At 59.2% G+C, this 21886-nt stretch carries 25 protein-coding genes; 6 read left to right on the top strand and 19 right to left on the bottom strand.

The genetic code is table 11. The annotated features are described in order from the left end of the window. Positions 1 to 78 precede the first annotated feature (78 nt). The 3 genes from ACYF6X_RS03330 to yfbV all read right to left on the bottom strand — a co-directional run bounded on the left by ACYF6X_RS03330 (position 79) and on the right by yfbV (position 1845). Entirely contained in the window at positions 79 to 735 is a 657-nt protein-coding gene (locus ACYF6X_RS03330; RefSeq protein ID WP_063988984.1) for a sugar phosphatase, read from the bottom strand. Between the two features lie 17 nt (positions 736 to 752). Further along, positions 753 to 1247 (bottom strand): YfbU family protein, encoded by a 495-nt coding sequence (locus ACYF6X_RS03325; RefSeq protein ID WP_016926898.1) that lies wholly within the window; start codon positions 1245 to 1247, stop codon positions 753 to 755. A 142-nt stretch (positions 1248 to 1389) separates the two neighbouring features. Next, the gene (yfbV, locus tag ACYF6X_RS03320) at positions 1390 to 1845 is read right to left on the bottom strand and encodes a terminus macrodomain insulation protein YfbV (protein ID WP_004936061.1); all 456 of its coding nucleotides are present in this window, start codon (positions 1843 to 1845) and stop codon (positions 1390 to 1392) included. 358 nt (positions 1846 to 2203) lie between these two features. Here yfbV and ackA point away from each other — a divergent pair, with 358 nt between their 5' ends. Both ackA and pta read left to right on the top strand, forming a co-directional pair. Continuing rightward, complete coding sequence (gene ackA, locus ACYF6X_RS03315; protein ID WP_055312511.1) at positions 2204 to 3406, top strand: acetate kinase; 1203 nt, start codon at positions 2204 to 2206, stop codon at positions 3404 to 3406. Positions 3407 to 3480: 74 nt separating this feature from the next. Further along, the gene (gene pta, locus ACYF6X_RS03310) at positions 3481 to 5640 is read left to right on the top strand and encodes a phosphate acetyltransferase (RefSeq protein ID WP_130017834.1); all 2160 of its coding nucleotides are present in this window, start codon (positions 3481 to 3483) and stop codon (positions 5638 to 5640) included. A 101-nt stretch (positions 5641 to 5741) separates the two neighbouring features. Here pta and ACYF6X_RS03305 read toward each other — a convergent pair whose 3' ends face one another. The 8 genes from ACYF6X_RS03305 to ACYF6X_RS03270 all read right to left on the bottom strand — a co-directional run bounded on the left by ACYF6X_RS03305 (position 5742) and on the right by ACYF6X_RS03270 (position 11428). Continuing rightward, on the bottom strand, positions 5742 to 6188 hold the full coding sequence (locus ACYF6X_RS03305) for a hypothetical protein (protein ID WP_130017833.1): 447 nt from the start codon (positions 6186 to 6188) through the stop codon (positions 5742 to 5744). 73 nt (positions 6189 to 6261) lie between these two features. Beyond that, positions 6262 to 6558: a polymorphic toxin type 44 domain-containing protein gene (locus ACYF6X_RS03300; RefSeq protein WP_242512540.1), complete on the bottom strand. Its 297-nt coding sequence runs from the start codon at positions 6556 to 6558 to the stop codon at positions 6262 to 6264. A 132-nt stretch (positions 6559 to 6690) separates the two neighbouring features. After that, positions 6691 to 7167 carry a putative T6SS immunity periplasmic lipoprotein gene (locus ACYF6X_RS03295; protein ID WP_242512539.1) on the bottom strand — a complete coding sequence of 159 codons (477 nt, stop codon included), beginning with the start codon at positions 7165 to 7167 and terminating at the stop codon, positions 6691 to 6693. A 223-nt stretch (positions 7168 to 7390) separates the two neighbouring features. Further along, on the bottom strand, positions 7391 to 8350 hold the full coding sequence (locus ACYF6X_RS03290; protein ID WP_063988983.1) for a transketolase family protein: 960 nt from the start codon (positions 8348 to 8350) through the stop codon (positions 7391 to 7393). Beyond that, the gene (locus ACYF6X_RS03285; RefSeq protein ID WP_130017832.1) at positions 8343 to 9194 is read right to left on the bottom strand and encodes a transketolase; all 852 of its coding nucleotides are present in this window, start codon (positions 9192 to 9194) and stop codon (positions 8343 to 8345) included. The genes ACYF6X_RS03290 and ACYF6X_RS03285 overlap by 8 nt, the downstream gene beginning before the upstream one ends. A 13-nt stretch (positions 9195 to 9207) precedes the next feature. Further along, a complete protein-coding gene (locus ACYF6X_RS03280; RefSeq protein WP_043140091.1) occupies positions 9208 to 10587 on the bottom strand; it encodes a PTS ascorbate transporter subunit IIC in 1380 nt (459 codons plus the stop codon). A 23-nt stretch (positions 10588 to 10610) separates the two neighbouring features. Further along, the gene (locus tag ACYF6X_RS03275) at positions 10611 to 10892 is read right to left on the bottom strand and encodes a PTS sugar transporter subunit IIB (RefSeq protein WP_130017831.1); all 282 of its coding nucleotides are present in this window, start codon (positions 10890 to 10892) and stop codon (positions 10611 to 10613) included. Between the two features lie 92 nt (positions 10893 to 10984). Continuing rightward, a complete protein-coding gene (locus tag ACYF6X_RS03270) occupies positions 10985 to 11428 on the bottom strand; it encodes a PTS sugar transporter subunit IIA (protein WP_038876423.1) in 444 nt (147 codons plus the stop codon). Between the two features lie 310 nt (positions 11429 to 11738). Here ACYF6X_RS03270 and ACYF6X_RS03265 point away from each other — a divergent pair, with 310 nt between their 5' ends. Next, positions 11739 to 12758 (top strand): LacI family DNA-binding transcriptional regulator, encoded by a 1020-nt coding sequence (locus ACYF6X_RS03265; protein WP_038876425.1) that lies wholly within the window; start codon positions 11739 to 11741, stop codon positions 12756 to 12758. A gap of 54 nt (positions 12759 to 12812) precedes the next feature. Here ACYF6X_RS03265 and yfcD read toward each other — a convergent pair whose 3' ends face one another. Together yfcD and yfcE are read right to left on the bottom strand one after the other, a co-directional pair. Continuing rightward, positions 12813 to 13358: an NUDIX hydrolase YfcD gene (gene yfcD, locus ACYF6X_RS03260; protein WP_004936086.1), complete on the bottom strand. Its 546-nt coding sequence runs from the start codon at positions 13356 to 13358 to the stop codon at positions 12813 to 12815. A gap of 99 nt (positions 13359 to 13457) precedes the next feature. Beyond that, entirely contained in the window at positions 13458 to 14009 is a 552-nt protein-coding gene (gene yfcE, locus ACYF6X_RS03255; RefSeq protein ID WP_038876428.1) for a phosphodiesterase, read from the bottom strand. A gap of 233 nt (positions 14010 to 14242) precedes the next feature. On the opposite strand from yfcE, the gene yfcG reads away from it, so the two are divergent. The 3 genes from yfcG to ACYF6X_RS03240 all read left to right on the top strand — a co-directional run bounded on the left by yfcG (position 14243) and on the right by ACYF6X_RS03240 (position 16285). Next, the gene (yfcG, locus tag ACYF6X_RS03250; protein ID WP_063988980.1) at positions 14243 to 14872 is read left to right on the top strand and encodes a GSH-dependent disulfide bond oxidoreductase; all 630 of its coding nucleotides are present in this window, start codon (positions 14243 to 14245) and stop codon (positions 14870 to 14872) included. Positions 14873 to 14982: 110 nt separating this feature from the next. After that, complete coding sequence (gene folX / locus ACYF6X_RS03245; protein WP_063988979.1) at positions 14983 to 15354, top strand: dihydroneopterin triphosphate 2'-epimerase; 372 nt, start codon at positions 14983 to 14985, stop codon at positions 15352 to 15354. A 16-nt stretch (positions 15355 to 15370) separates the two neighbouring features. After that, positions 15371 to 16285 (top strand): TIGR01777 family oxidoreductase, encoded by a 915-nt coding sequence (locus ACYF6X_RS03240; protein ID WP_107227605.1) that lies wholly within the window; start codon positions 15371 to 15373, stop codon positions 16283 to 16285. A gap of 7 nt (positions 16286 to 16292) precedes the next feature. Here ACYF6X_RS03240 and hisP read toward each other — a convergent pair whose 3' ends face one another. The 6 genes from hisP to purF all read right to left on the bottom strand — a co-directional run bounded on the left by hisP (position 16293) and on the right by purF (position 21865). Further along, positions 16293 to 17066: a histidine ABC transporter ATP-binding protein HisP gene (gene hisP / locus ACYF6X_RS03235; protein ID WP_049200168.1), complete on the bottom strand. Its 774-nt coding sequence runs from the start codon at positions 17064 to 17066 to the stop codon at positions 16293 to 16295. A gap of 21 nt (positions 17067 to 17087) precedes the next feature. Further along, a complete protein-coding gene (locus tag ACYF6X_RS03230) occupies positions 17088 to 17792 on the bottom strand; it encodes an ABC transporter permease (RefSeq protein ID WP_033635343.1) in 705 nt (234 codons plus the stop codon). Continuing rightward, positions 17789 to 18475 (bottom strand): histidine ABC transporter permease HisQ, encoded by a 687-nt coding sequence (locus ACYF6X_RS03225; protein ID WP_060420026.1) that lies wholly within the window; start codon positions 18473 to 18475, stop codon positions 17789 to 17791. Before ACYF6X_RS03225 ends, ACYF6X_RS03230 begins: the two co-directional genes overlap by 4 nt. 82 nt (positions 18476 to 18557) lie before the next feature. Beyond that, positions 18558 to 19340, bottom strand: coding sequence for a histidine ABC transporter substrate-binding protein HisJ (hisJ, locus tag ACYF6X_RS03220; RefSeq protein WP_004936109.1), 783 nt, complete (start codon positions 19338 to 19340; stop codon positions 18558 to 18560). A 303-nt stretch (positions 19341 to 19643) separates the two neighbouring features. Next, positions 19644 to 20216: a UbiX family flavin prenyltransferase gene (locus ACYF6X_RS03215; protein ID WP_038876440.1), complete on the bottom strand. Its 573-nt coding sequence runs from the start codon at positions 20214 to 20216 to the stop codon at positions 19644 to 19646. A 131-nt stretch (positions 20217 to 20347) separates the two neighbouring features. Further along, entirely contained in the window at positions 20348 to 21865 is a 1518-nt protein-coding gene (gene purF / locus ACYF6X_RS03210; protein WP_019453742.1) for an amidophosphoribosyltransferase, read from the bottom strand. Positions 21866 to 21886 lie beyond the last annotated feature (21 nt).

The following is a 21886-nucleotide window of genomic DNA, read 5'->3' as shown; positions in this document are numbered from 1 at the left end:
TGTCCAAGGGTCTAAAAAATAGCATAAAAAAACCCCGCCGAAGCGGGGTCTAATCAATTAGGGTGAAGATAATGCCGCTCAGGCCAGCCGGCGAACGATCGCGCCCTGCGCCGTTTTATCGACGGCGATCTGCGCCAGCGAATCCAGCCGCAGGTCGACCTGCTCCAACTTCGGCGCATCGGCCGGCGCGTTGACCGCGATCACCTGACAGCCCGCCGCCAGGCCGGAGAGAATACCGGCCGGCGCGTCTTCAACCACCACGCACTCGTGCGGTGCCAGCCCCAGGCGCTCGGCGCCCAGCAGGTAGGCGTCGGGCTGTGGCTTACCGTGTTTAACCTGCTCGGCGGTGATGAACACCTCCGGCTGCGGCAAATCGCCGGCCTGGCGGCGAGCGCCGGCCACCGGCACCGAACCGGAGGTGACGATCGCCCAAGGGACGCCGAGCGCGTTCAGGCGCTCCAGCAGCGCAATCGCACCCGGCAGCGCGCGAACGCCGTCGGTATCCTGCGCTTCGGCCTGCTCCAGCAACTCGAACTCGCGCTGAATTTCCGCTTCGCTTTCGCCCGGCATAAAGTGGCGCAGAGAAGTAATGGCCTGTTTACCGTGAATGAAGTCCAGCACCGCTTGCGGGTTAACGCCGCGGCGCTCGGCCCAGTGCGTCCAGGCGCGCTCTACCGCCGGCAATGAATCCACCAGGGTGCCATCAAGATCGAACAGAAAACCCTTACACTCCACAGAAAACCTCTTCTTAATCAAGCATTGATGATTTGCGCTATCTCAACGGCGCTCAAGTGATACTGGCGCGGACAGGCCAGCCAGATCGCCAGCATGCGCTGGTATTTTTCCCACATTTTGGTCTGGGCGTTGAAACCGTGGCTGCCGGAATCGAAGTGAGTATAACGCCCCTCGGTGCTGACCAGGAAACGCACGTAGCTCAGGTAGCGCGCTTCGGTGGCGGCGTCGAAGCCGAGAAACGCCAGGCGGCGCTCGTCCAGATCCTGCTTCTCTTTCAGGTTGCCCCAGGAAACCTGCAGCGCATGGTGCATCTCCATCACGTTGATGATGGTGCGGCACACCTCTTCGCTCAGTTCACCGAAGTCGCGATCCAGTTCGCGCATTTGCAAACCGAAGCCGCGTTCGACGATGGTTTGCAACCGGCGATAACGGTCGCCGTTGTCCGGATCGAGCAGGGTCATCATCTTGTACTGGTTCGACAGAATCAGCCGCTGGGCATTGGTCATTTCCATCAGGATTTCCTCATTTCTGTGTGATGGCGGGAGCATCGCACAGCGCAAGAACGCAGGAAATCACAACTCGACCGTTCTTTGATTTAAACCGGGGTTATTGGCGCTTTGACGAGAAAGGCCGCACAACGCGGCCTGTCTTCATTTACAGATCGTCGAGGAAGGTTTTGTCCAGCTGCTTGAAAGCGCGCTTGAGCAAATCGGCCAACGTCTGATAGGTCGGCGTGCCCTCCAGCGGGGCCACCGCCTGCCCGGCTTCCGTCAGCTTGTTACGCACCTCATGGAACCATTGCAGCAGCGTCGGCGGCAGCGGTGTGACCGAACGGCGCCCCAGCCACCACAGCCCCTGCATCGGCAGGCTGCAGGCGAACAGCGCGGTGGCGATCGCCGGGCCGAGCTGACCGCCGAGCGCGATCTGCCAGGTCAGCGTGAAAATCGCCAACGGCGGCATGAAACGGATAGCGAAACGGGTGGCACGCGCAACGCGGTTCTCCGGAAAGACCGGTGCCAGACGTTTGTCCGACGGCCAGGTTTTCATATAATGCTGCCCGCGCTGGAAGACCTGAAACCAGCTTACGGAACCGGACGGTTTGCTCGTCATTGCGTACCTCAACGTCACGTAAAGAAACTAAAAGCGTGCTGCCAGAGACCATACTAAAAAATTTGAAGCTTTAAATTTATTTTGTGTTTACACCGGGCTATCGGTATCCTAAGCCGGCCTTGTGGCCGGTAGAAGATGACGTAATTTTTGTCAACTTTTAGCCCTATAAAAATCAAGATTATTTAAACCGCAGAGAAATCATCGGTTTTTCCATCATCCTGTGATTTGTGCACTTCACATGATGTTAATCATAAATGTCATCGGCACTATGCGCTACGCTTGTTGTCTGATTGACGATTAATTCACCACGTGTTTTCGATTTACTTTTAACAACACGACTATTTAAGTAGGTACTTCCATGTCGAGTAAGCTAGTACTGGTTCTTAACTGCGGCAGTTCTTCTCTGAAATTCGCCATCATCGATGCCGTTAACGGCGACGAATTCCTCTCCGGTTTGGCCGAGTGTTTCCACCTGCCTGAAGCTCGCATCAAGTGGAAAATGGACGGCGCCAAACACGAAGCTGCCCTGGGGGCCGGCGCTGCACACAGCGAAGCGCTGAACTTCATTGTTAATACTATTCTGGCACAAAAACCAGAGCTTTCCGCACAGCTGACCGCCATCGGCCACCGCATCGTGCACGGCGGCGAGAAGTTCACCGCTTCCGCCGTGATCAACGACGAAGTTCTGCAGGGTATCAAAGATTCCGTGCCGTTTGCACCACTGCACAACCCGGCTCACCTGATCGGCATCGCGGAAGCGCTGAAATCCTTCCCTAACCTGGCCGACAAGAACGTTGCCGTGTTCGACACCGCGTTCCACCAGACCATGCCGGAAGAATCTTACCTGTACGCCCTGCCGTACAGCCTGTACCGCGACCACGGCGTTCGCCGCTACGGCGCACACGGCACCAGCCACTTCTACGTGACTCAGGAAGCCGCGAAGATGCTGAACAAGCCGGTAGAAGAAGTGAACGTGATCACTTGCCACCTGGGCAACGGCGGTTCCGTTACCGCAGTGCGCAACGGCCAGTGCGTTGATACCTCCATGGGTCTGACCCCGCTGGAAGGCCTGGTGATGGGCACCCGCAGCGGTGACATCGATCCGGCTATCATCTTCCACCTGCACGATTCTCTCGGCATGAGCGTTGACCAGATCAACAAGATGCTGACCAAAGAATCCGGCCTGCTGGGCCTGACCGAAGTCACCAGCGACTGCCGTTACGTTGAAGACAACTACGACAGCAAAGCCGACGCCAAACGCGCCATGGACGTGTTCTGCCACCGTCTGGCCAAATACATCGGCGCATACAGCGCCCTGATGGAAGGCCGTCTGGACGCGGTGATCTTCACCGGCGGCATCGGCGAGAACGCCGGCATGGTGCGTGAGCTGACCCTGAACAAACTGGGCCTGCTGGGCTTCGAAATCGACCACGACCGCAACATGGCCGCTCGCTTCGGCAAATCCGGCGCCATCACCAAAGACGGCAGCCGCCTGGCGCTGGTGATCCCGACCAACGAAGAGTTGGTCATCGCGCAGGACGCATCCCGCCTGACCGCGTAATGCTCTCAAAACACCGTCAGCCCAGGCTGACGGTGTTGTTTTAGCCTCATGTTAATCGTGAAGAGGACTATTCTGTGTCACGTACTATTATGTTGATCCCCACCGGCACCAGCGTCGGCCTGACCAGCGTCAGCCTGGGTGTCATCCGCTCCATGGAGCAAAAAGGCGTTCGTCTGAGCGTGTTCAAGCCTATCGCTCAACCGCGCACCGGCGACAACGCGCTCGACCAGACCACCACCATCATCCGCAGCAGCAACTCCACCATTCCGGCGGCCGAACCGCTGCGCATGGACTACGTTGAGGGCCTGCTGAGCTCCAACCAGCAAGACGTGCTGATGGAAGAGATCGTGGCGCGCTACCACGAGAACACCAAAGACGCGGAAGTGGTGCTGATCGAAGGCCTGGTGCCGACCCGCAAGCATCAGTTCGCCAACGCGCTGAACTACGAGATCGCCAAAACCCTGAACGCCGAGATCGTCTTCGTGCTGGCGCTGGGCAACGACTCGCCGGCGCAGCTGAAAGAGCGCATCGAACTGGCGCGCACCAGCTTCGGCGGCAGCAAGAACAAAAACATCACCGGCGTAATCATCAACAAGCTGAACGCACCGGTCGACGATCAGGGCCGCACCCGTCCTGACCTGTCCGAAATCTTCGACGACTCCACCAAAGCCAGCATCGCCCACGTCGATCCTGCGCAGCTGTTCGCCAACAGCCCGCTGCCGGTTCTGGGCTGCGTGCCGTGGAGCTTCGATCTGATCGCCACCCGCGCCATCGACATGGCTCGCCACCTGAAGGCCCGCGTGGTCAACGAAGGCGACATCATGACTCGCCGCGTGAAGTCCGTGACCTTCTGTGCGCGCAGCATCCCGCACATGCTGGAACACTTCCGCCCGGGCTCTCTGCTGGTGACCTCCGCAGACCGTCCTGACGTGCTGGTCTCCGCCTGCCTGGCGGCGATGAACGGCGTGGAAATCGGCGCCATCCTGCTGACCGGCGGCTACGCCATCGACGAGCCGATCAAGAAGCTGTGCGAACGCGCCTTCCAGACCGGCCTGCCGGTGTTCATGGTCGACACCAACACCTGGCAGACCTCGCTGAGCCTGCAGAGCTTCAACCTCGAAGTGCCGGCGGACGACCACCAGCGCATCGAGAAAGTGCAGAACTACGTGGCCAGCCACATCAACACCGAGTGGATCGACTCGCTGACCGCCACCTCCGAACGTTCACGCCGTCTGTCTCCACCGGCGTTCCGTTACGAGCTGACCGAGCTGGCGCGTAAAGCCGGCAAACGCATCGTGCTGCCGGAAGGCGACGAGCCGCGCACCGTGAAAGCGGCAGCCATCTGCGCCGAACGCGGCATCGCGGAATGCGTGTTGCTCGGCAACCCGGACGAGATCCAGCGCGTCGCGGCAGCGCAAGGCGTTGAGCTGGGCAAAGGCATCGAAATCGTCGATCCGGTCGCCGTACGTGAAAACTACGTGCCGCGTCTGGTTGAGCTGCGCAAGAGCAAAGGCATGACCGAAGTGGTCGCGCGCGAGCAGCTGGAAGACAACGTGGTGCTCGGCACCCTGATGCTGGAACAAGGCGAAGTCGACGGTCTGGTCTCCGGCGCGGTTCACACCACCGCCAACACCATCCGTCCGCCGTTGCAGCTGATCAAAACCGCGCCGGGCAGCTCGCTGGTGTCCTCCGTGTTCTTCATGCTGCTGCCTGACCAGGTACTGGTCTACGGCGACTGCGCGATCAACCCGGATCCGACCGCCGAGCAGCTGTCTGAGATCGCCATCCAGTCTGCGGATTCCGCCGCGGCCTTCGGCATCGAGCCTCGCGTAGCGATGATCTCCTACTCCACCGGCAACTCCGGTGCGGGCAGCGACGTCGAGAAAGTGCGCGAAGCGACCCGTCTGGCGCAGGAAAAACGCCCGGACCTGATCATCGACGGCCCGCTGCAGTACGACGCCGCCATCATGGCCGACGTTGCCAAGTCCAAGGCGCCGAACTCACCGGTAGCCGGCCAGGCGACCGTGTTCATCTTCCCGGATCTGAACACCGGCAACACCACCTACAAAGCGGTACAGCGTTCCGCTGACCTGGTCTCCATCGGGCCGATGCTGCAAGGCATGCGCAAGCCGGTGAACGACCTGTCGCGCGGCGCACTGGTTGACGATATCGTCTACACCGTTGCGCTGACGGCGATCCAGTCTTCCCAGGCTGATGCTGCCGCCAAGGCGTAATAAACCGTTAAAAAAAGCCAGTCAGGTGATCCTGACTGGCTTTTTTATGCCTGATATTCTTGGTGATTATGCTGTTTTAGACAATACCCGCCAACCCACCATCATCGCCAGGCGCTGACGCCCCGTGCAGAAAAATCAATGGTAGGCATGATGGGTGTTTGGCTGTTCGTGGCATAGAAAAATGCCGAATTCGTAAAGGAATACACCTTCCCGGAAAAATTGATGGTGATGCGGTTACCCTCACCACGGATAGTTGCATCAGCCCGATCCGCCGTCAAGATTGGCGCACTTTGACTCAGCACGTTGATAGGATCCCCATCCAGGCTTCTGTTCAAATAGTAACGATAGACATCCGTGTCGGTAGCCCCCGCATTCTGGTACTCGGTGATGTAGAGCCAAATATCGTCGGTCAACTGCTTTTTGCTATAGAGCTTATCGTCATAAGTATCGCGGGTGGCATACCAGTACCCCGCCAATCCGACGACAATAACCAACAAAATTGCCGTCAGCAGCCGATGAGCCCATTTAGTAACCATGCCGATTTGCATAATCAATTCCTTGCTTGATCCAATATTGATCCTGAGGGTCATCACCATACGGCGGGCGTTGATACCACTGACTTCATTCTGGCCGCGATGTTCCTGCTTTTGACTGAGTAAATCCAGCGCCCATCAACAAAATATCTGCGGGAATTCCAGCCGCGGTACCGGTCGCACCATAATTGAAATTACCAAAGTTAGCCAATGCGCGATTTTGCTGCTTGTAATCCCAAGGGCCCCGATTTTTTACCTGATGGTAGAACCAATAGTAAGTACCTGGTAGCGCCATGTTGCGCGGTTGCCCCTGCCTGCGCGCCTCGCGCAAGTTTCTGGCAAGAATAGTAAAACCGCCTGGCGGCAGTAATGGAATCACGGCCATAATCTCCTCCTTGAGAGCCGAATGTAATTTATGGTGCAGAAACCCAACGGCACTCTCTCAAGCGTTATGCCTATCACTTCGCTTCACACACATTGCCGTTCTTGTCATTTCATTCATCCCTCTTTGGCTTTATTACTCCGCGCTGGCAATAACCTGCCAAATCTTGCCGTCGCTGATTTTCAGCGAGAAACTGCGCTGCCAGAAACGTTTGGAATCTGCATCCTGAGGATCTACGGTGCTGATTGCCACGGTGTAGTGCACATCGCTCTCAAATGCCTTGAACGAGTATGGGATACATTGGCCGGGCGTTATCGTCTCAACGGGCTTCGGTGGTAGAGTGGTCCTGCGCCAGAGCTCATGCGTTTGACTATCCAACCGTTGTTCAATAGCAATGCTGACCAGACTGGCCCTGCCACTCTGTGTTGAGTAGGCTTGCGGTAAAGAGAAACAGAGATCATTTCCCCGCAGCGTAATGTCCGCAGCGTAAAAACGTTGCTTTTCAAGCATACAGCCACTGAGCAACATCATCATGATGAGGGTATAGAAAGAGCGGGATAGCGTGATCTCGCCTAGCGTCAGCCTTCTGAACGAGCCTCTTGTTGTTATCATTATTCACTCCATGAATATAACTTATTGTATTTATTAGATTGTTTTTATTATCTCTTTTTACCCAAGCATTGGCCATCTATTATCCATTAAAAACAAAAAGCCCCCTAAGGGGCTTCTCAGTTGATAACGTGTGAGTCATAACTCAGATACTGGGCAGGAAGGTATGTGTTTTATCCAGAGCACCAGACCTCATTCGTTACAGCAGTTGTTATTGACTCGAGAACTATTTTTGCAGCAACTGCCCAACAGCCTCCAGAATATGCTCGGCGGTCAGACCGTACTCCTGCTGTAGAAATGCCTGGGTGCCCACCTGGCCGTAACGCTCCTTCACCCCCACGCGCCGCATCGGCGTCGGGCACTCTTCCGCCAGCACCTCCGCCACCGCCGACCCCAGCCCGTTATGAATGCTGTGGTTTTCACAGGTGACGATGCGCCCGGTTTTGGCCGCATAGGTTTTGATCAGTTCACGGTCGATAGGCTTGAGGGTGAACATATCGATCACCGCCGCGCTGACGCCCTGCTGCGCCAGCATCTGCGCCGCCTTCAGCGCCTCCGCCACCATGATGCCATTGGCAATCAGCGTAATGTCGTCGCCGTCGCGCAGCAGGTTGCCCTTGCCGATGGTAAAGCGCGAGCCCTCCTGGTAGATGCGCGTCGCCTGCTTGCGAATGGTGCGCACCCAGTAGAAGCCGCGCAGATCCATCAGCTGGCGCAGAATGTCGGCGAACATGGTGGCGTCGGTCACCTCCAGCACCACCGAATGCGCCAGCCCGCGCACGATGCCCATATCCTCGAACGACATGTGGGTGCCGCCGTTGTGGCAGGCGCTCACCCCTGCGTCGGAGGCGATCACCTTGACGTTGTTGCGCTGATAATCCAGCGACATGAACAGCTGATCGAAACAGCGGCGGCTGGCGAAGGCGGTAAAGGTATGCACAAACGGCACCCGGCCGGTGAGCGACAGCCCGGCGGCGACGCCGATCACGTTGGCCTCCATGATGCCGCAGTTGATCACGTGCTGCGGGTGATCCTTGTGCACGCCGTCCATCGCCATCGAGCTCATCAAATCGGCTTCCAGCGCGATGATCGGCGCGCCCGCCTCAATCTGCCGACGCACCGCGCCGGCGTAGACTTTGCGCATTTCGACGGCGTCGTTTTCCAACTGCGTCACTACGTTAAACATGGGCGGCCTCCAGTTCGGCGATGGCTTTTTCGATTTCCTGCTGCACGTCCGGCGTCAGGCGCAGGTGGTGAGAGTTCGACAGGTTTTCCAGATAGGTCACGCCCTGCCCTTTGATGCTGTCGAGCACGATCGCCAGCGGCCGCTGTTCGCCGCCGCGCACCGGCGCTACCGCCGCCAGCAGCGCCGCGATGTCATCGCCCTTGATGGTCTGCACCTCAAAGCCGAAGGCGCGGAACTTGGCGGCCAGATCGAACGGTTGGATCACCTCGTCCAGCGCGCCGTCCAACTGTTGCTTGTTGTAATCGATGAACAGCGTCAGGTTGTTCAGATTGTGGTGGGCGATAAACTGGAACGCCTCCCAGCACTGCCCTTCATTCAGTTCCCCATCGCCGAGGATGCTGAACACCCGATTGCGGCGCCCCGCCAGCCGATGGGATAACGCCATGCCGGCGGCGATCGACACGCCCTGTCCCAGCGAACCGGTGGTGGCGTCCACGCCGCGCGTTCGCAGCCGGTCCGGGTGGCTTGGCAGACGCGTGCCGTTCTGGTTGAGGGTCTTCAGCTCCGCCAGCGGGAAGTAGCCCTTGATCGCCAGCGTGCTGTACAGCGCCGGGCCGGCGTGCCCTTTCGACAGCACGAAATCATCGCGCTCCGGCCAGTCCGGATCCGCCGGATCGATGCGCATCACGCTGCCGTACAGCACCGCCATCGTCTCCACCACCGACATGCAGCCGCCGTAGTGGCCGAAGCCCAGCCCGGTCAGCGCTTTCAGCGTTTCCAGGCGGATCGCCCGCGCCAGGGTATGCAGCTCTTCAATTTCCGTTTCGCTCGTTGTGTAGTTCATCAGTCTGCCCTCGTTATTTCTCGACGCGGTCAGCGGCCGGCGCGCCTTTGCGTTTTCCCAGGAAGTTATGCGCCACCAACAGCGCGAACACGGCGACGATCGCCAGCATGATCATCTCCTTCGACATAAAGCGCGCCATGTTGCCCAGCAGGATGCCGATCACGCCGAAGTCGGCGTCGGAGAAGGTGGTGTTGGCAAAGCCCAACGCCCCCAGCACCGGCAGCAGCAATACCGGCAGGAAGGTGATCAGCAGCCCGTTGGCGAAGGCGCCCAGCATCGCGCCGCGCCGCCCGCCGGTCGCGTTGCCGAACACCCCGGCGGTAGCGCCGGTGAAAAAGTGCGGCACCACGCCGGGCAGGATCAGCACCATCTTCAGCTGCCCCAGCAGGAACAGCCCGGCCAATCCGCCAAGGAAGCTGAACAGGAAGCCGATCAGCACCGCGTTAGGGGCATAGGGATAGACCACCGGGCAATCCAGCGCCGGCCGCGCGTTAGGCACCAGCTTTTCCGAGAAGCCGGTGAACGCCGGCACGATCTCCGCCAGAATCAAACGCACGCCTTGCAGGATGATGAACACCCCGGCGGCGAAGGTGATGGCCTGAATGATCGAATACACCAGGTAGTTCTGGCCGCCGCTGAGCTCGCTTTCCACATAGGCCCGGCCGGCGCAGATCGCCAGGATCAGGTAGATGACGATCATGGTCATCGAGATCGAAATGGAGCTGTCGCGCAGGAAGCTGAGGTTTTTCGGCAGGTTCATCTCTTCGGTCGAGCGCGAGTTTTTACCCACCTTCGAGCCGATCCAGCCGGACAGCACGTAGCCCAGGGTGCCGAAGTGGCCGAAGGCGATATCGTCATTGCCGGTGATGCGGCGCATATAGCGCTGGGCGATCGCCGGGAAGAACGCCATCACCAGCCCCAGGGTCAGCGCGCCGGTAAACACCAACTGCACGCCCTCGAAGCCCGCCACCGTCAGGATGATGCCGATCATGCAGGCCATGTAGAAGGTGTGGTGGCCGGTCAGGAAGATGTATTTCAGCCGGGTGAAGCGCGCTACCACGATATTCGCCACCATGCCGAACGCCATGATCAGCGCGGTGGAGGCGCCGTATTTCTCCAGCGCGATGGAGACGATCGCTTCGTTATTCGGAATGATGCCCTGAATATTGAACGCATGTTCGAACATGCCGCCCAGCGGATTGAGCGACCCGACCAATACCGTGGCGCCGCCGCCCAAAACGATAAAGCCGAGAATGGTTTTTACCGTGCCTTTCACCACGTCGGAAAACGATTTCTTTTGCGCCAGCAAACCGATCAGCGCAATAAGCCCGACCAGCACCGAAGGCACCTTTAATATATCCACCACAAACTTAAGCGTTTCCTGGATAAACATATCCACCTCGCCAATCGTTTTATTCAGATGATTGAGTGGGCTTCGAAGTAAGCGCGCAGCTTGGCTTCCAGCTCATTAATGTCGATGATGTTGCTGATCACCACCAGCTGCTCGGCCCGTACGCTGGCGCTGTCGGCGATGTCTTTCGCCATCACGAACACGTCGGCGGCGCCGGGGGTGGCGGACGACAGATCGGAATGTTCGACCTCGGCCTCCACGCCCATCTTTTTCAGCACCTTTTTAATGTTCATTTCCACCATAAAACTGCTGCCGAGACCGGAACCGCAAATCGCCATGATTTTCATAATATCCACCTGTTGAATTTAGCGTGTAGGGTAGCGCCGCCGGTCATATTCCCGGCGTTGTTAGCATTAATAGTGTTCCTGGTGATTAAGCGTTAATAGCGGGCGATAATATCCTCGATTTGCCGTTTATCTTTGGCGTGAAATAACGCCTCCATGGCCTGATTGTCTGAAAATAATTCCGCCAGTTGCGAAATCAACTCGATGTGGCTGTCGCCGTCGGGCGCCGAAAGCATCACCACCACCTGAACCGGATCGTTATCTGCGGAATGAAAGTTCACCCCCTGATGGATCTTCAACAGCGATAATCCCAGCGCGTTGGCGCCCTCTTCGGGCCGGGCGTGCGGCATGGCGATGCCCGGCGCCAGAACAAAGTAAGGGCCGAGCTTCTCCTGCTGATGAAAGATGGCCGTCAGGTAATTCGGCGTAATCACGCCGTCTTGCAGCAGCGGCTGCGCACTCAGCGTTACCGCCTGGCGCCAGTCCTCCACCCGTTCGCACAGCTGTATATGATCGGCGGTCAGCCACTCTTTCAGCACGTTACCCTCCTAAAGGTTGATGGTTTCGGCCGGTGATTAATTCACCGACGACGGTAAAACTTTAATCAACCCCTCCCGGCCACACAGTGATGGATATCACAAAGATAGCGCTACCAAAGCGCTATCATGCAGATCTGTGATAGCGCTATCAAAACGCCGCGCCGCGGCATGGTGTTAACCACAATTTTTTCTCGCTCTTTCGGGTAACGGGGTAGAATGTGCCGCATACGGGGATCGTCGAAGCCGCGCCGTCGGCTTCCCGCCCTCACCATTTTTATGCGCCGCGCGCGCATTTCAGTCGGGATTAGGCATGTCGATCGGTAAAAAACGACGCAGCACGGGCAGGGTGACGTTGGCTGACGTAGCGCAGCTGGCAGGCGTCGGCACCATGACGGTGTCGCGCGCGCTGCGCACGCCGGAGCAGGTTTCAGACAAACTGCGCGAGAAGATTGAAGCCGCGGTAAGCGAACTGGGGTATCTGCCCAACCTGGCCGCCAGTTCGCTGGCGTCGGCCTCGTCCTACACCATCGCCATGGTGGTGCCCAGCCTGTCCGAATCTGGCTGCGCCGAGATGTTCGCCGGCCTGCAGAAAGTGCTGCAGCCGGCCGGTTATCACATCATGCTGGCGGAATCGCAGCACCATCTGGAGCGCGAAGAGAAGCTGCTGGAGACCCTGCTCTCTTACAACCTGGCGGCGGCGGTGCTGCTCAGCGTCGAGCATTCGCAAAACGCCCGCAACGCGCTGATCGCCGCCAACATTCCGGTGGTGGAGATCGGCGCCGTGCGCGCCGATCCGATCGATATGAGCATCGGCATCGACTATGTGGCGGCCATGTATCAGCTGACGCAAACGGTGATCGCCAGCGGCTATCAGAACATCGGGCTGCTGTGCGCCAACCAAGAACAGTGGATTTTCCAGCAGCACCTGCAGGGCTGGCACAAGGCGCTGCTGCGCAACCATATGTCGCCGCATCGGGTGATCAACGCCGCGCAGCCCGCCAGCTTCAGCACCGGCGCGCAGCAGCTGCCGGAATTCTTGCTGGCCTGGCCGGAGCTGGACGCGCTGGTGTGCGCCTCGGACGAACTGGCCGGCGGCGCGCTGTATGAATGCCAGCGGCGGCGCATCAAGGTGCCGGACAATCTGGCGGTGGTGGGGTTCGGCAACAGCGAGTTCAGCCGGGTCTGCCAGCCGCCGCTGACCACCATGACCATTCCGCATCGCGACATCGGCATTCAGGCCGGCCAGGCGCTGCTGGCGCGGCTGAACGAGCAGCCCTGGCTGCCGGCAGGCTCCCTGCCCGCCACGCTGTGCCGCCGCGACAGCTGCTGAATCCGCGCCATAAAAAAAGCCGGTCGATGACCGGCTTTCTCACGCGTTGGCGTCTCAGTGGTTGTCGAGCGGCTTACCGTAATCCTGCTCGTTGTTGCGCGTCAGCCACAGCGACAGCGCCTTCAGCGAATCCGGGGTAAACTCGTCGCAGCGCGCGGTGATCTCTTCCGGCGTCAGCCAGCACACCTCGGCCACTTCTTCTTCCTGCAGCGCGAACGGGCCGTGCGAAACGCAGCTGAACAGCGCGCCCCACACCCGGCACTGCTCTTCTTCGAAGTAGAACAGACCGTGTTCGGCGAAAGGCACGCCGGCGATACCCAGCTCTTCTTCCGCCTCGCGGCGCGCCGAGTCCAGCACGTTTTCACCGCTTTGCACTACGCCACCCGCCGTCGCGTCCAACCAGCCCGGGTAGAAGTCCTTGATCTCGGTGCGACGCTGCACCAGAATTTTTCCCATCCCATCATGCACCACAATATAGGTAGCACGATGACGCAGCCGCTCCGCCCGCATCTGTTGACGACTGGATTGCGCGATCACCTCGTTTTGCTCGTCGACGATATCAACCCATTCGGTATCTGCAGCCTGACCCTGTTCCGCCATCCTCTAAAACCTTCTATTTTGGCGCGATGCATCCCGCGCGCTGGTTAATCAATGAGTGTTTTTCAAAGATTTTTATTGTGTGTGTATAAATTAGTGCGTTTAGCGTGTTAACGCCACCTCCGCGACGACCTTGCCGTCGTCGAGCGTCAGCACGCGCAAAGTGCCCCGATCCAACATGCCGTAGCTGGCCGGAAAGCCCCCTTTGGGAATGCTGACCGAGCCCGGATTGAAGCAATAGATCTCACCCTGCCGCTCCGCCTGCGGCAGATGCGTATGGCCGTAGGCCAGGACGTCACCGCGGGATAACGGCGGCAGTGCCGAGGGATGATAAAGGTGACCGTGGGTCAAAAACAATCGTCTTTTTTGCAGTAAAACCTGTTGCCAGGGCGCCTCGATGGGAAACGTCAGCAGCATCTGATCGACCTCGCTGTCGCAATTGCCGCGAACGGCGATGATCTTGTCGCTATAGCGATTCAATCGTTCGGCAACCTGAGCGGGCTGATACCCGGCCGGCAGCGCGTTGCGCGGGCCGTGATTCAGCAAATCACCCAGAAGAATCAGCCAGTCGGCGCCGTTTTGTTCAAACAATTCCAGCACGCGTTCGGTGGCCGGCAGCGATCCGTGGATATCCGAGGCGAACATCAGCTTCATAACCTTGTCCTATAGAGGGAAATAAGCGCCATTTTACCGCGACGGCGCCGTGCGGCAAACCGCCGCCCGCCCCGGTGGAGAATTGTGATCCAACCGCGCAGATAGCATCGGACGAATCCCACATAGCCTGCTATCCTTAGCTGCTATTGTTGGATCTCTGATATACCTTTGTGCGCGGCGAAGACCGCAGCAACGTGTAATGAATTACAGATCACCTTACCGCAGGAGGCAACATGATTGACCTGTATTACGCGCCTACTCCCAATGGTCACAAGATCACCTTGTTTTTGGAAGAGGTCGGCTTACCCTACCGTATCCATCGCGTAAACATCAGCGCCGGCGAGCAGTACAAACCGGACTTTCTGAGCATTTCTCCCAACAACAAAATCCCGGCGATCGTCGATCAGCAACCGGTGGACGGCGGCGCGCCAATCAGCCTGTTCGAGTCCGGGGAAATCCTGCTGTATCTGGCGGAGAAAACCGGCAAGCTGTTGAGCAAGGGCCTGCGCGAGCGTGCCGCCACCCTGCAGTGGCTGTTCTGGCAGGTGGCCGGGTTCGGGCCGATGCTCGGGCAGAATCACCACTTCAACCACTACGCGCCGCAGCCGGTGCCTTACGCCATCGAGCGCTACCAGCTGGAAACCAAACGGCTGTATGGCGTGCTGGAAGCCGAGCTGCAAAAGCACCCGTACCTGGGCGGCGACAACTACAGCATCGCCGATATCGCCACCTACCCGTGGGTGGTGTCGCATCCGCGCCAGCGCATCGATCTGGCGGATTACCCGGCGGTGCGCAACTGGTTCGAGCGCATCAACAACCGCCCGGCGACCGAGCGCGCCTATAAGCTGGCCGAACAGGGCTAACCCCGCTCCCCGACTCCCCGCCGCCGGGGAGTCACATCGCCCCTGCGTTATCATTTCCCTACTTTCCGTGTATTCTGAACGCCAATAATCAGATCTATGGAGAATCTCTGATGTCTTTCAGTCAACCCGACGCCGTTATTCGCATTAAAAATCTGCGGTTGCGCACGTTCATCGGTATCAAGGAAGAGGAAATCAACAACCGACAGGACGTCCTGATCAACGTGGCGATCCACTACCCGGCGGACAAGGCGCGCAACAGCGAAGACATCGCCGACGCGCTCAACTACCGCACCATCACCAAAGCGATCATCCGCCATGTGGAAGATAACCGCTTCGCGCTGCTGGAAAAATTAACGCAGGATGTGCTCGATATCGTAAAAGAACATGCCTGGGTGACCTATGCTGAAGTGGAGATAGATAAACTTCTGGCCCTGCGCTACGCCGATTCGGTCTCCATGACCATGAGCTACCGCCGGGACTAACTCAGGGAGGTCGACCATGCGGATCCTGATCACCGGCGCAACGGGATTGATAGGCAGCAGCCTGACGGCCAGGCTGCTGGCGCTTTCTCACCACATTACGGTGCTGACACGAGACGAACGGCGAGCCCGAGCCCGGCTGGGCGACCAGCCGAGCTATTGGCAAACGCTGGACGACCGGCAGTCGCTGGATGACTTCGATGCGGTGATCAATTTGGCCGGCGAACCTATCGCCGACAAGCGCTGGAGCGCGCAGCAGAAAGAGCGGCTGTGCCGCAGCCGCTGGGATTTGACCGAACGGTTGGCGCAGCTTATCAAGGCCGGCAGCACGCCGCCCGGCGTGCTGATTTCCGGTTCCGCCGTCGGCTACTATGGCGACCAGGGGCAGGCGGTGGTCACCGAAGAGGAACCGCCACACGACGAATTCACCCACCAACTGTGCCAACGCTGGGAAGCGCTGGCGCTGCAGGCGCAGAGCGACGCCACCCGCGTCTGCCTGCTGCGCACCGGCGTAGTGCTGGCGCCACAGGGCGGCGCGCTGGCTAAAATGCTGCCGCCGTTCCGCTTCGGGCTGGGCGGCCCGATCGGCGACGGCCGCCAATACCTGCCGTGGATCCATCTCGAAGACATGATCAACGGCATTCTTTATCTGCTGGATCACGCCACTCTGACCGGCCCGTTTAACATGGTCGCTCCCTACCCGGTGCATAACGAGCAGTTCGCCGCCCAATTGGCCAACGTGCTCGATCGCCCGGCGTTTCTGCGGGTGCCGGCGTTCGTCATGCGTTTGTTGATGGGGGAAGCGGCGGTGCTGGTGCTCGGCGGCCAGCGGGCGGTGCCGAAGCGGCTGGAGGAGGCCGGCTTCCACTTCCGCTATCTGGAGTTGGAACAGGCACTGGATGACGTGATTAATCAGCGGGCCGAAGCCCGCTGATTTGAAGTTACTTCAACGCGCCGGACAGGAACTGCTGCAGGCGCGGGCTTTTGGGGTTGCCGAACAGCTCGGCAGGCGGCCCCTGCTCTTCAATCAATCCTTTGTGCAGGAAAATCACGTGGTTGGAAACGTGGCGCGCAAACTCCATTTCGTGCGTCACCACCACCATGGTTTTCCCCTCCTCCGCCAGCTTCTGCATGATGCGCAGCACCTCGCCCACCAGCTCGGGATCCAGCGCCGACGTCGGTTCGTCAAACAGCAGCACTTCCGGCTCCATCGCCAACGCGCGGGCGATAGAAACGCGCTGCTGCTGGCCGCCCGACAGGTGCACCGGGTATTTGCCGCGCGCCCGCTCATCGATGCCCACCTTATCCAGATAGCGAACCGCGCGATCGTGCGCTTCGGCCTTGCTCAGCCCCAGCACCTGCACCGGCGCCTCCATCACGTTCTCCAGCACCGTCATGTGGCTCCACAGGTTGAAATGCTGGAACACCATGGTCAGGCGGGTGCGCAGCAGCTGCAGCTGCTTCTTGTCGAACACCTTCAGCTGGCCGTCTTTGTCGCGCACCATGCGAATGTCTTCGTTGTTCAGGCTGATCGAGCCTTCGCTCGGCTTCTCGAGGAAGTTGATGCAGCGCAGAAAGGTGCTTTTACCGGAGCCGGAGGAGCCGATGATGCTGATCACATCCCCGGCGTTGGCAGCCAGCGAGACGCCCTTCAGCACTTCGTGGTCGCCATAGCGTTTGTGCAGTTCGGTGACGGCTAATTTATTCTCAGACATGGTTTTTCTTCCCGTCATTTATCAGTGACTAACGTGTGCCATCCAGCGTTTTTCAGCTTTGCGGAACAGGCTGATTAACACGTAGGAGATGATCAGGTACAGCACCGCCGCGATGCCGAAAGCGTAGAACGGCTGATAGGTCGCGGCGTTGATGTCGCGCGCGATCTTCAGCAGATCCGGCACGGTGGCGGTAAACGCCAGCGCGGTGGAGTGCAGCATCAGGATCACTTCGTTGCTGTAAGCCGGCAGCGCGGTGCGCAGCGCCGAAGGTAAAATGATGCAGCGATACATCTTGAAGCGCGAGAAACCGTAGGCGTTGGCGGCCTCGATTTCACCGTGCGGCACCGAGCGGATCGCCCCGGCGAAGATCTCGGTGGTATAGGCGCAGGTGTTGAGCGTCAGTGCCAGGATGGTGCAGTTGAGCCCGCTGCGGAAAAACGCATTGAGAAACTCGCTGCCGCGCACGATCTCAAGGCTGTACATGCCGGAGTAGAACACCAGCAGCTGCACGTACAGCGGCGTACCGCGAAACACATAGGTGTAGAGCCACACCGGGAAACGCACCCAGCGGATGGAAGAGACGCGCGCCACCGCCATCGGGATTGCCAGCAGCCCGCCCATCACCACCGAGGCGATCAGCAGCCACAGCGTTACCGCCACGCCGGTGAAGCGGTAGCCGTCGCTCCACAGCAGCGACTGCCAATACTGTTGCAGGATCTCAATCATAGCTCGGCCCTCTTGACGCCCAGTGAGTAACGCCGTTCAAGCCACAGCAGCACGCCGTTGGAAACGGTAGTGAAGATCAGGTAAACCACGCCGGCTACGATGGCGAAGAAGAACGGCTGATAGGTGCCTTTCCCCGCCAGCTGCGTGGCTTTTACCACGTCGTTCAGGCCGAGGATCGACACCAGCGCCGTCGCCTTCAGGATTACCTGCCAGTTGTTGCCGATGCCCGGCAAAGCGAAGCGCATCATCGCCGGGAACAGAATGCGCCGGAAGATCTGCGCGCCGCTGAAGCCGTAGGCCGTCGCCGCTTCGATCTGCCCTTTCGGCACCGCCAGATAGGCGCCGCGGAAGGTCTCGGTAAAATAAGCGCCGTAGATAAAGCCGAGGGTAATGATGCCTGCGCCGAGCGGATCGATATCGATCTGCGAGAAGCCCAGCAGCGTAGTGATGTTGTTCAGCGCGATTTGCAGACCGTAAAAGATCAGCAGCATCAGCACCAGATCGGGCACGCCGCGGATCAGCGTGGTATAGGCGCCGAACAGACCGGAGATAAAGGGGTTATGGGACAGTTTGCCACCGGCGCCGATCAGGCCGATCACCACCGCCAGCACCACGGAACTGAGGGCCAGCTCCAACGTCACCAGAGCCCCCTCGAAAATCAGTTGGGAATAGCCTTGCAGCATCTACTTCACCCTGTGGTCTAGGATCCGAACCATCGGGGCCGGCGCACCGGCCCCGCAGTCACAGCATGGAACGGGAAGCGGATTACCCGCCGTAGACGTCAAAGTCGAAGTACTTTTTCGCGTATTTGTCGTAGGTGCCGTCTTTACGCATCTCGGCGAAGGCTTTGTCCAGCGCCGCTTTCAGCTCGGTATCGGTCTTGCGCAGCCCCATGCCGGTGCCGACGCCGAAGAACTTGTCATCCTTCACCGATTCGCCGGCGAACGCATAGTCTTTGCCCGGCGGCTGTTTCAGGAAGCCGTCGCTGCCCGCCACTTCATCCTGGAAGGCGGCGTCGATACGGCCGGAAGCCAGATCGGCGTAAACCAGATCCTGGTTCTGGTAAGGCACCACGGTGATACCCTTCGGCTGCCACATGGCGTTGGCGTAGGCTTCCTGGGTAGTGCCCTGCAACACGCCCACACTCTTGCCTTTCAGGGCGTCCACGGTGGGCAACAGCTTGGAGCCCTTCGGCGCGATCAGACGCGCGTTGGCAGCATACAGCTTGTCGGTAAAGGCGATTTCCTGCTGGCGTTTTTCAGTGATGGACAGCGAAGAGATGATGGCGTCGATTTTCTTCGCCTTGAGGGATGGGATCAGCGCGTCGAAGTCGCTCTCCACGAAGGTGCATTGGGTATTGATGCGTTTGCACAGCTCTTTGGCCAAATCGATGTCAAAGCCGACCAATTCGCCTTTGGCGTTTTTGGATTCAAACGGTGCGTAAGTCGGATCGGTGCCAATCTTCAGCGTGGAAGGAATGGCGGCAAAGGCGCTGCTGGCGGCGCTCAAAGCCAGAACTAACGGCAAAATCAAAACCCGCTTTTTCATAAATTACCCTCAAATTGATTTTTTTGATGCCACTACGGGCATTACTTTCCCCACCAAATCAATTTGCAGTAATCGTGCCACATTCGATGCTACGGGCGGAGGGAACGGCTCCGGCCTACACAATACTGTTTCCTGGGACGATAACCGCAAAATTAAATCGGCCGGTCGGGGCCGCGCCACTGGCAGCCGCGACAAGGCGGCGCCATGAAACAGTGAGCGTGATGAAGTGGGATCATTATGGTGCATACTCCGCCCCAATTCAGTGCGGTGTTGCACAAATGTGCCAATTTAGGGATAAAACTGTTAATTGACACCCTGCCAGCGGGTGAACAGATCGGTCGGCAGTTCGATATCAAACTGATCGATCACCCGATTGACGGTCTGATCGATGATGTCTTCCACGCTTTTCGGCTGGTGGTAAAACGCCGGCACCGGCGGCATGATCACCGCGCCCATCTCCGCCGCCTGGGTCATCAACCGCAGGTGCCCCAGATGCAGCGGCGTTTCCCGCACGCACAGCACCAAACGACGGCGCTCTTTGAGCACCACGTCGGCGGCGCGGGTCAGCAGCCCGTCGCTGTAGCTGTTGACGATGCCGGACAGGGTTTTGATCGAGCAGGGCAGGATCGCCATACCCAGGGTTTTGAAGGAGCCGGAGGAGATGCCGGCGGCGATGTCGCGCGCATCGTGCACCACGTCGGCCAGCGCCTGCACTTCCCGCAGGCTGTACGGCGTTTCCAGCGCCAGCGTCTGCCTTGCTGCGTTGCTCATCACCAAATGGGTTTCCACCTCTGCGACGTCGCGCAAAACCTGTAACAGGCGCACGCCGTAGATAGCGCCGCTGGCGCCGGAAATGCCGATGATGAGTCGTTTCATGGAAAATGGCCTCTGCCGTAAAAAGTAAGATCAGGCAGACTTTGCCGCAATGGCGAGGGATAAGCAAGTCGGAGGAGCAAGGCGCACCGCCGCAGACGCGGCGATGCACCTTGAGGGATCAACGCAGGGGGTTAGCCTTCGTTGTGCAGTTCCAGATTTTCCGCTTCGGTTTGCACCCGCAGCGCCTTGGCGTCGTCGCTGCGCAGCGACTCCAGGTATTCCAGATAGCTTTGGTCGACGTCTTTGGTCACGTAGATGCCGTTGAACACCGAGCATTCGAACTGGGTGATGTCCGGGTTTTCTTCGCGCACCGCTTCGATCAGATCGTCCAGGTCCTGGAAAATCAGCCCGTCGGCGCCGATGATCTGGCGGATCTCATCCACTTCACGCCCGTGGGCAATCAGTTCGTTGGCGCTTGGCATGTCGATGCCGTAGACGTTCGGGAAACGCACTTCCGGCGCGGCGGAAGCCAGGTACACGCGCTTGGCACCCGCTTCGCGCGCCATTTCGACGATCTGTTCCGACGTGGTGCCGCGCACGATGGAGTCATCCACCAGCAGCACGTTCTTGTCGCGGAACTCGGCGCGGTTGGCGTTCAGCTTGCGGCGCACCGACTGACGACGCGCCTGCTGGCCCGGCATGATAAAGGTGCGGCCGACGTAGCGGTTCTTCACGAAGCCCTGGCGGTATGGCTTCTCGAGAATGCGTGCGATCTCCAGCGCGATGTCGCAGGAGGTTTCCGGAATCGGGATCACCACGTCGATGTCCAGATCTTCCCACTCGCGGGCGATCTTCTCGCCCAGTTTCTGGCCCATGCGCACACGGGCGCTGTAGACCGAGATCTTGTCCATAAAGGAGTCCGGGCGCGCGAAATAAACGTATTCGAACAGGCACGGGTTGGTTTTCGGGTTCTCTGCGCACTGGCGAGTGAACAGCTGGCCCTTGGTGGTGATGTACACCGCTTCACCCGGCGCCACGTCGCGCAGGAATTCAAAGCCCAGGGTATCCAGCGCCACGCTCTCGGAAGCCACCATGTACTCGCTGCGGCCATCTTCCAGCGTGCGCTTGCCGATCACCAGCGGGCGAATGCCGTTCGGATCGCGGAACGCCAGCAGGCCGTGGCCGATGATCATCGCTACGCAGGCGTAAGCGCCGCGCAGTTGCTGATGCATGGCGGCGACCGCGGTAAAGATGTTGTCAGCCTCCAGCGGGTAATGCGGGAAACGGTCCAGCTCGCTGGCCAGCACGTTCAGCAGGATTTCCGAGTCGGAGGTGGTGTTGACATGGCGGCGGCCGCTTTCGAACAGCTTTTGGCGCAGCTCATGGGCGTTGGTCAGATTACCGTTGTGGGCCAGCGTAATGCCGAACGGCGAGTTGACGTAGAAAGGCTGGGCCTCAGAGGCGCTCGAGCTGCCGGCCGTCGGGTAACGCACATGGCCAATGCCCATGTTGCCCTGCAAGCGTTGCATATGGCGCGCCTCAAACACATCCTTCACCAGGCCGTTGGCTTTACGCAAACGGAACCCGTTGTGGGCGTCAATGGTGACGATGCCTGCGGCATCCTGGCCCCGGTGCTGAAGCACCGTCAGCGCATCATAAATCGACTGGTTTACCGGCATGAAACCGGCGATACCGACAATACCGCACATGTTGTCTTTTCCTCATCAGCG

The organism is Serratia sp. ID 25-353, from assembly GCF_054792795.1.
This window is presented reverse-complemented; position numbering and strand designations above follow the sequence as displayed.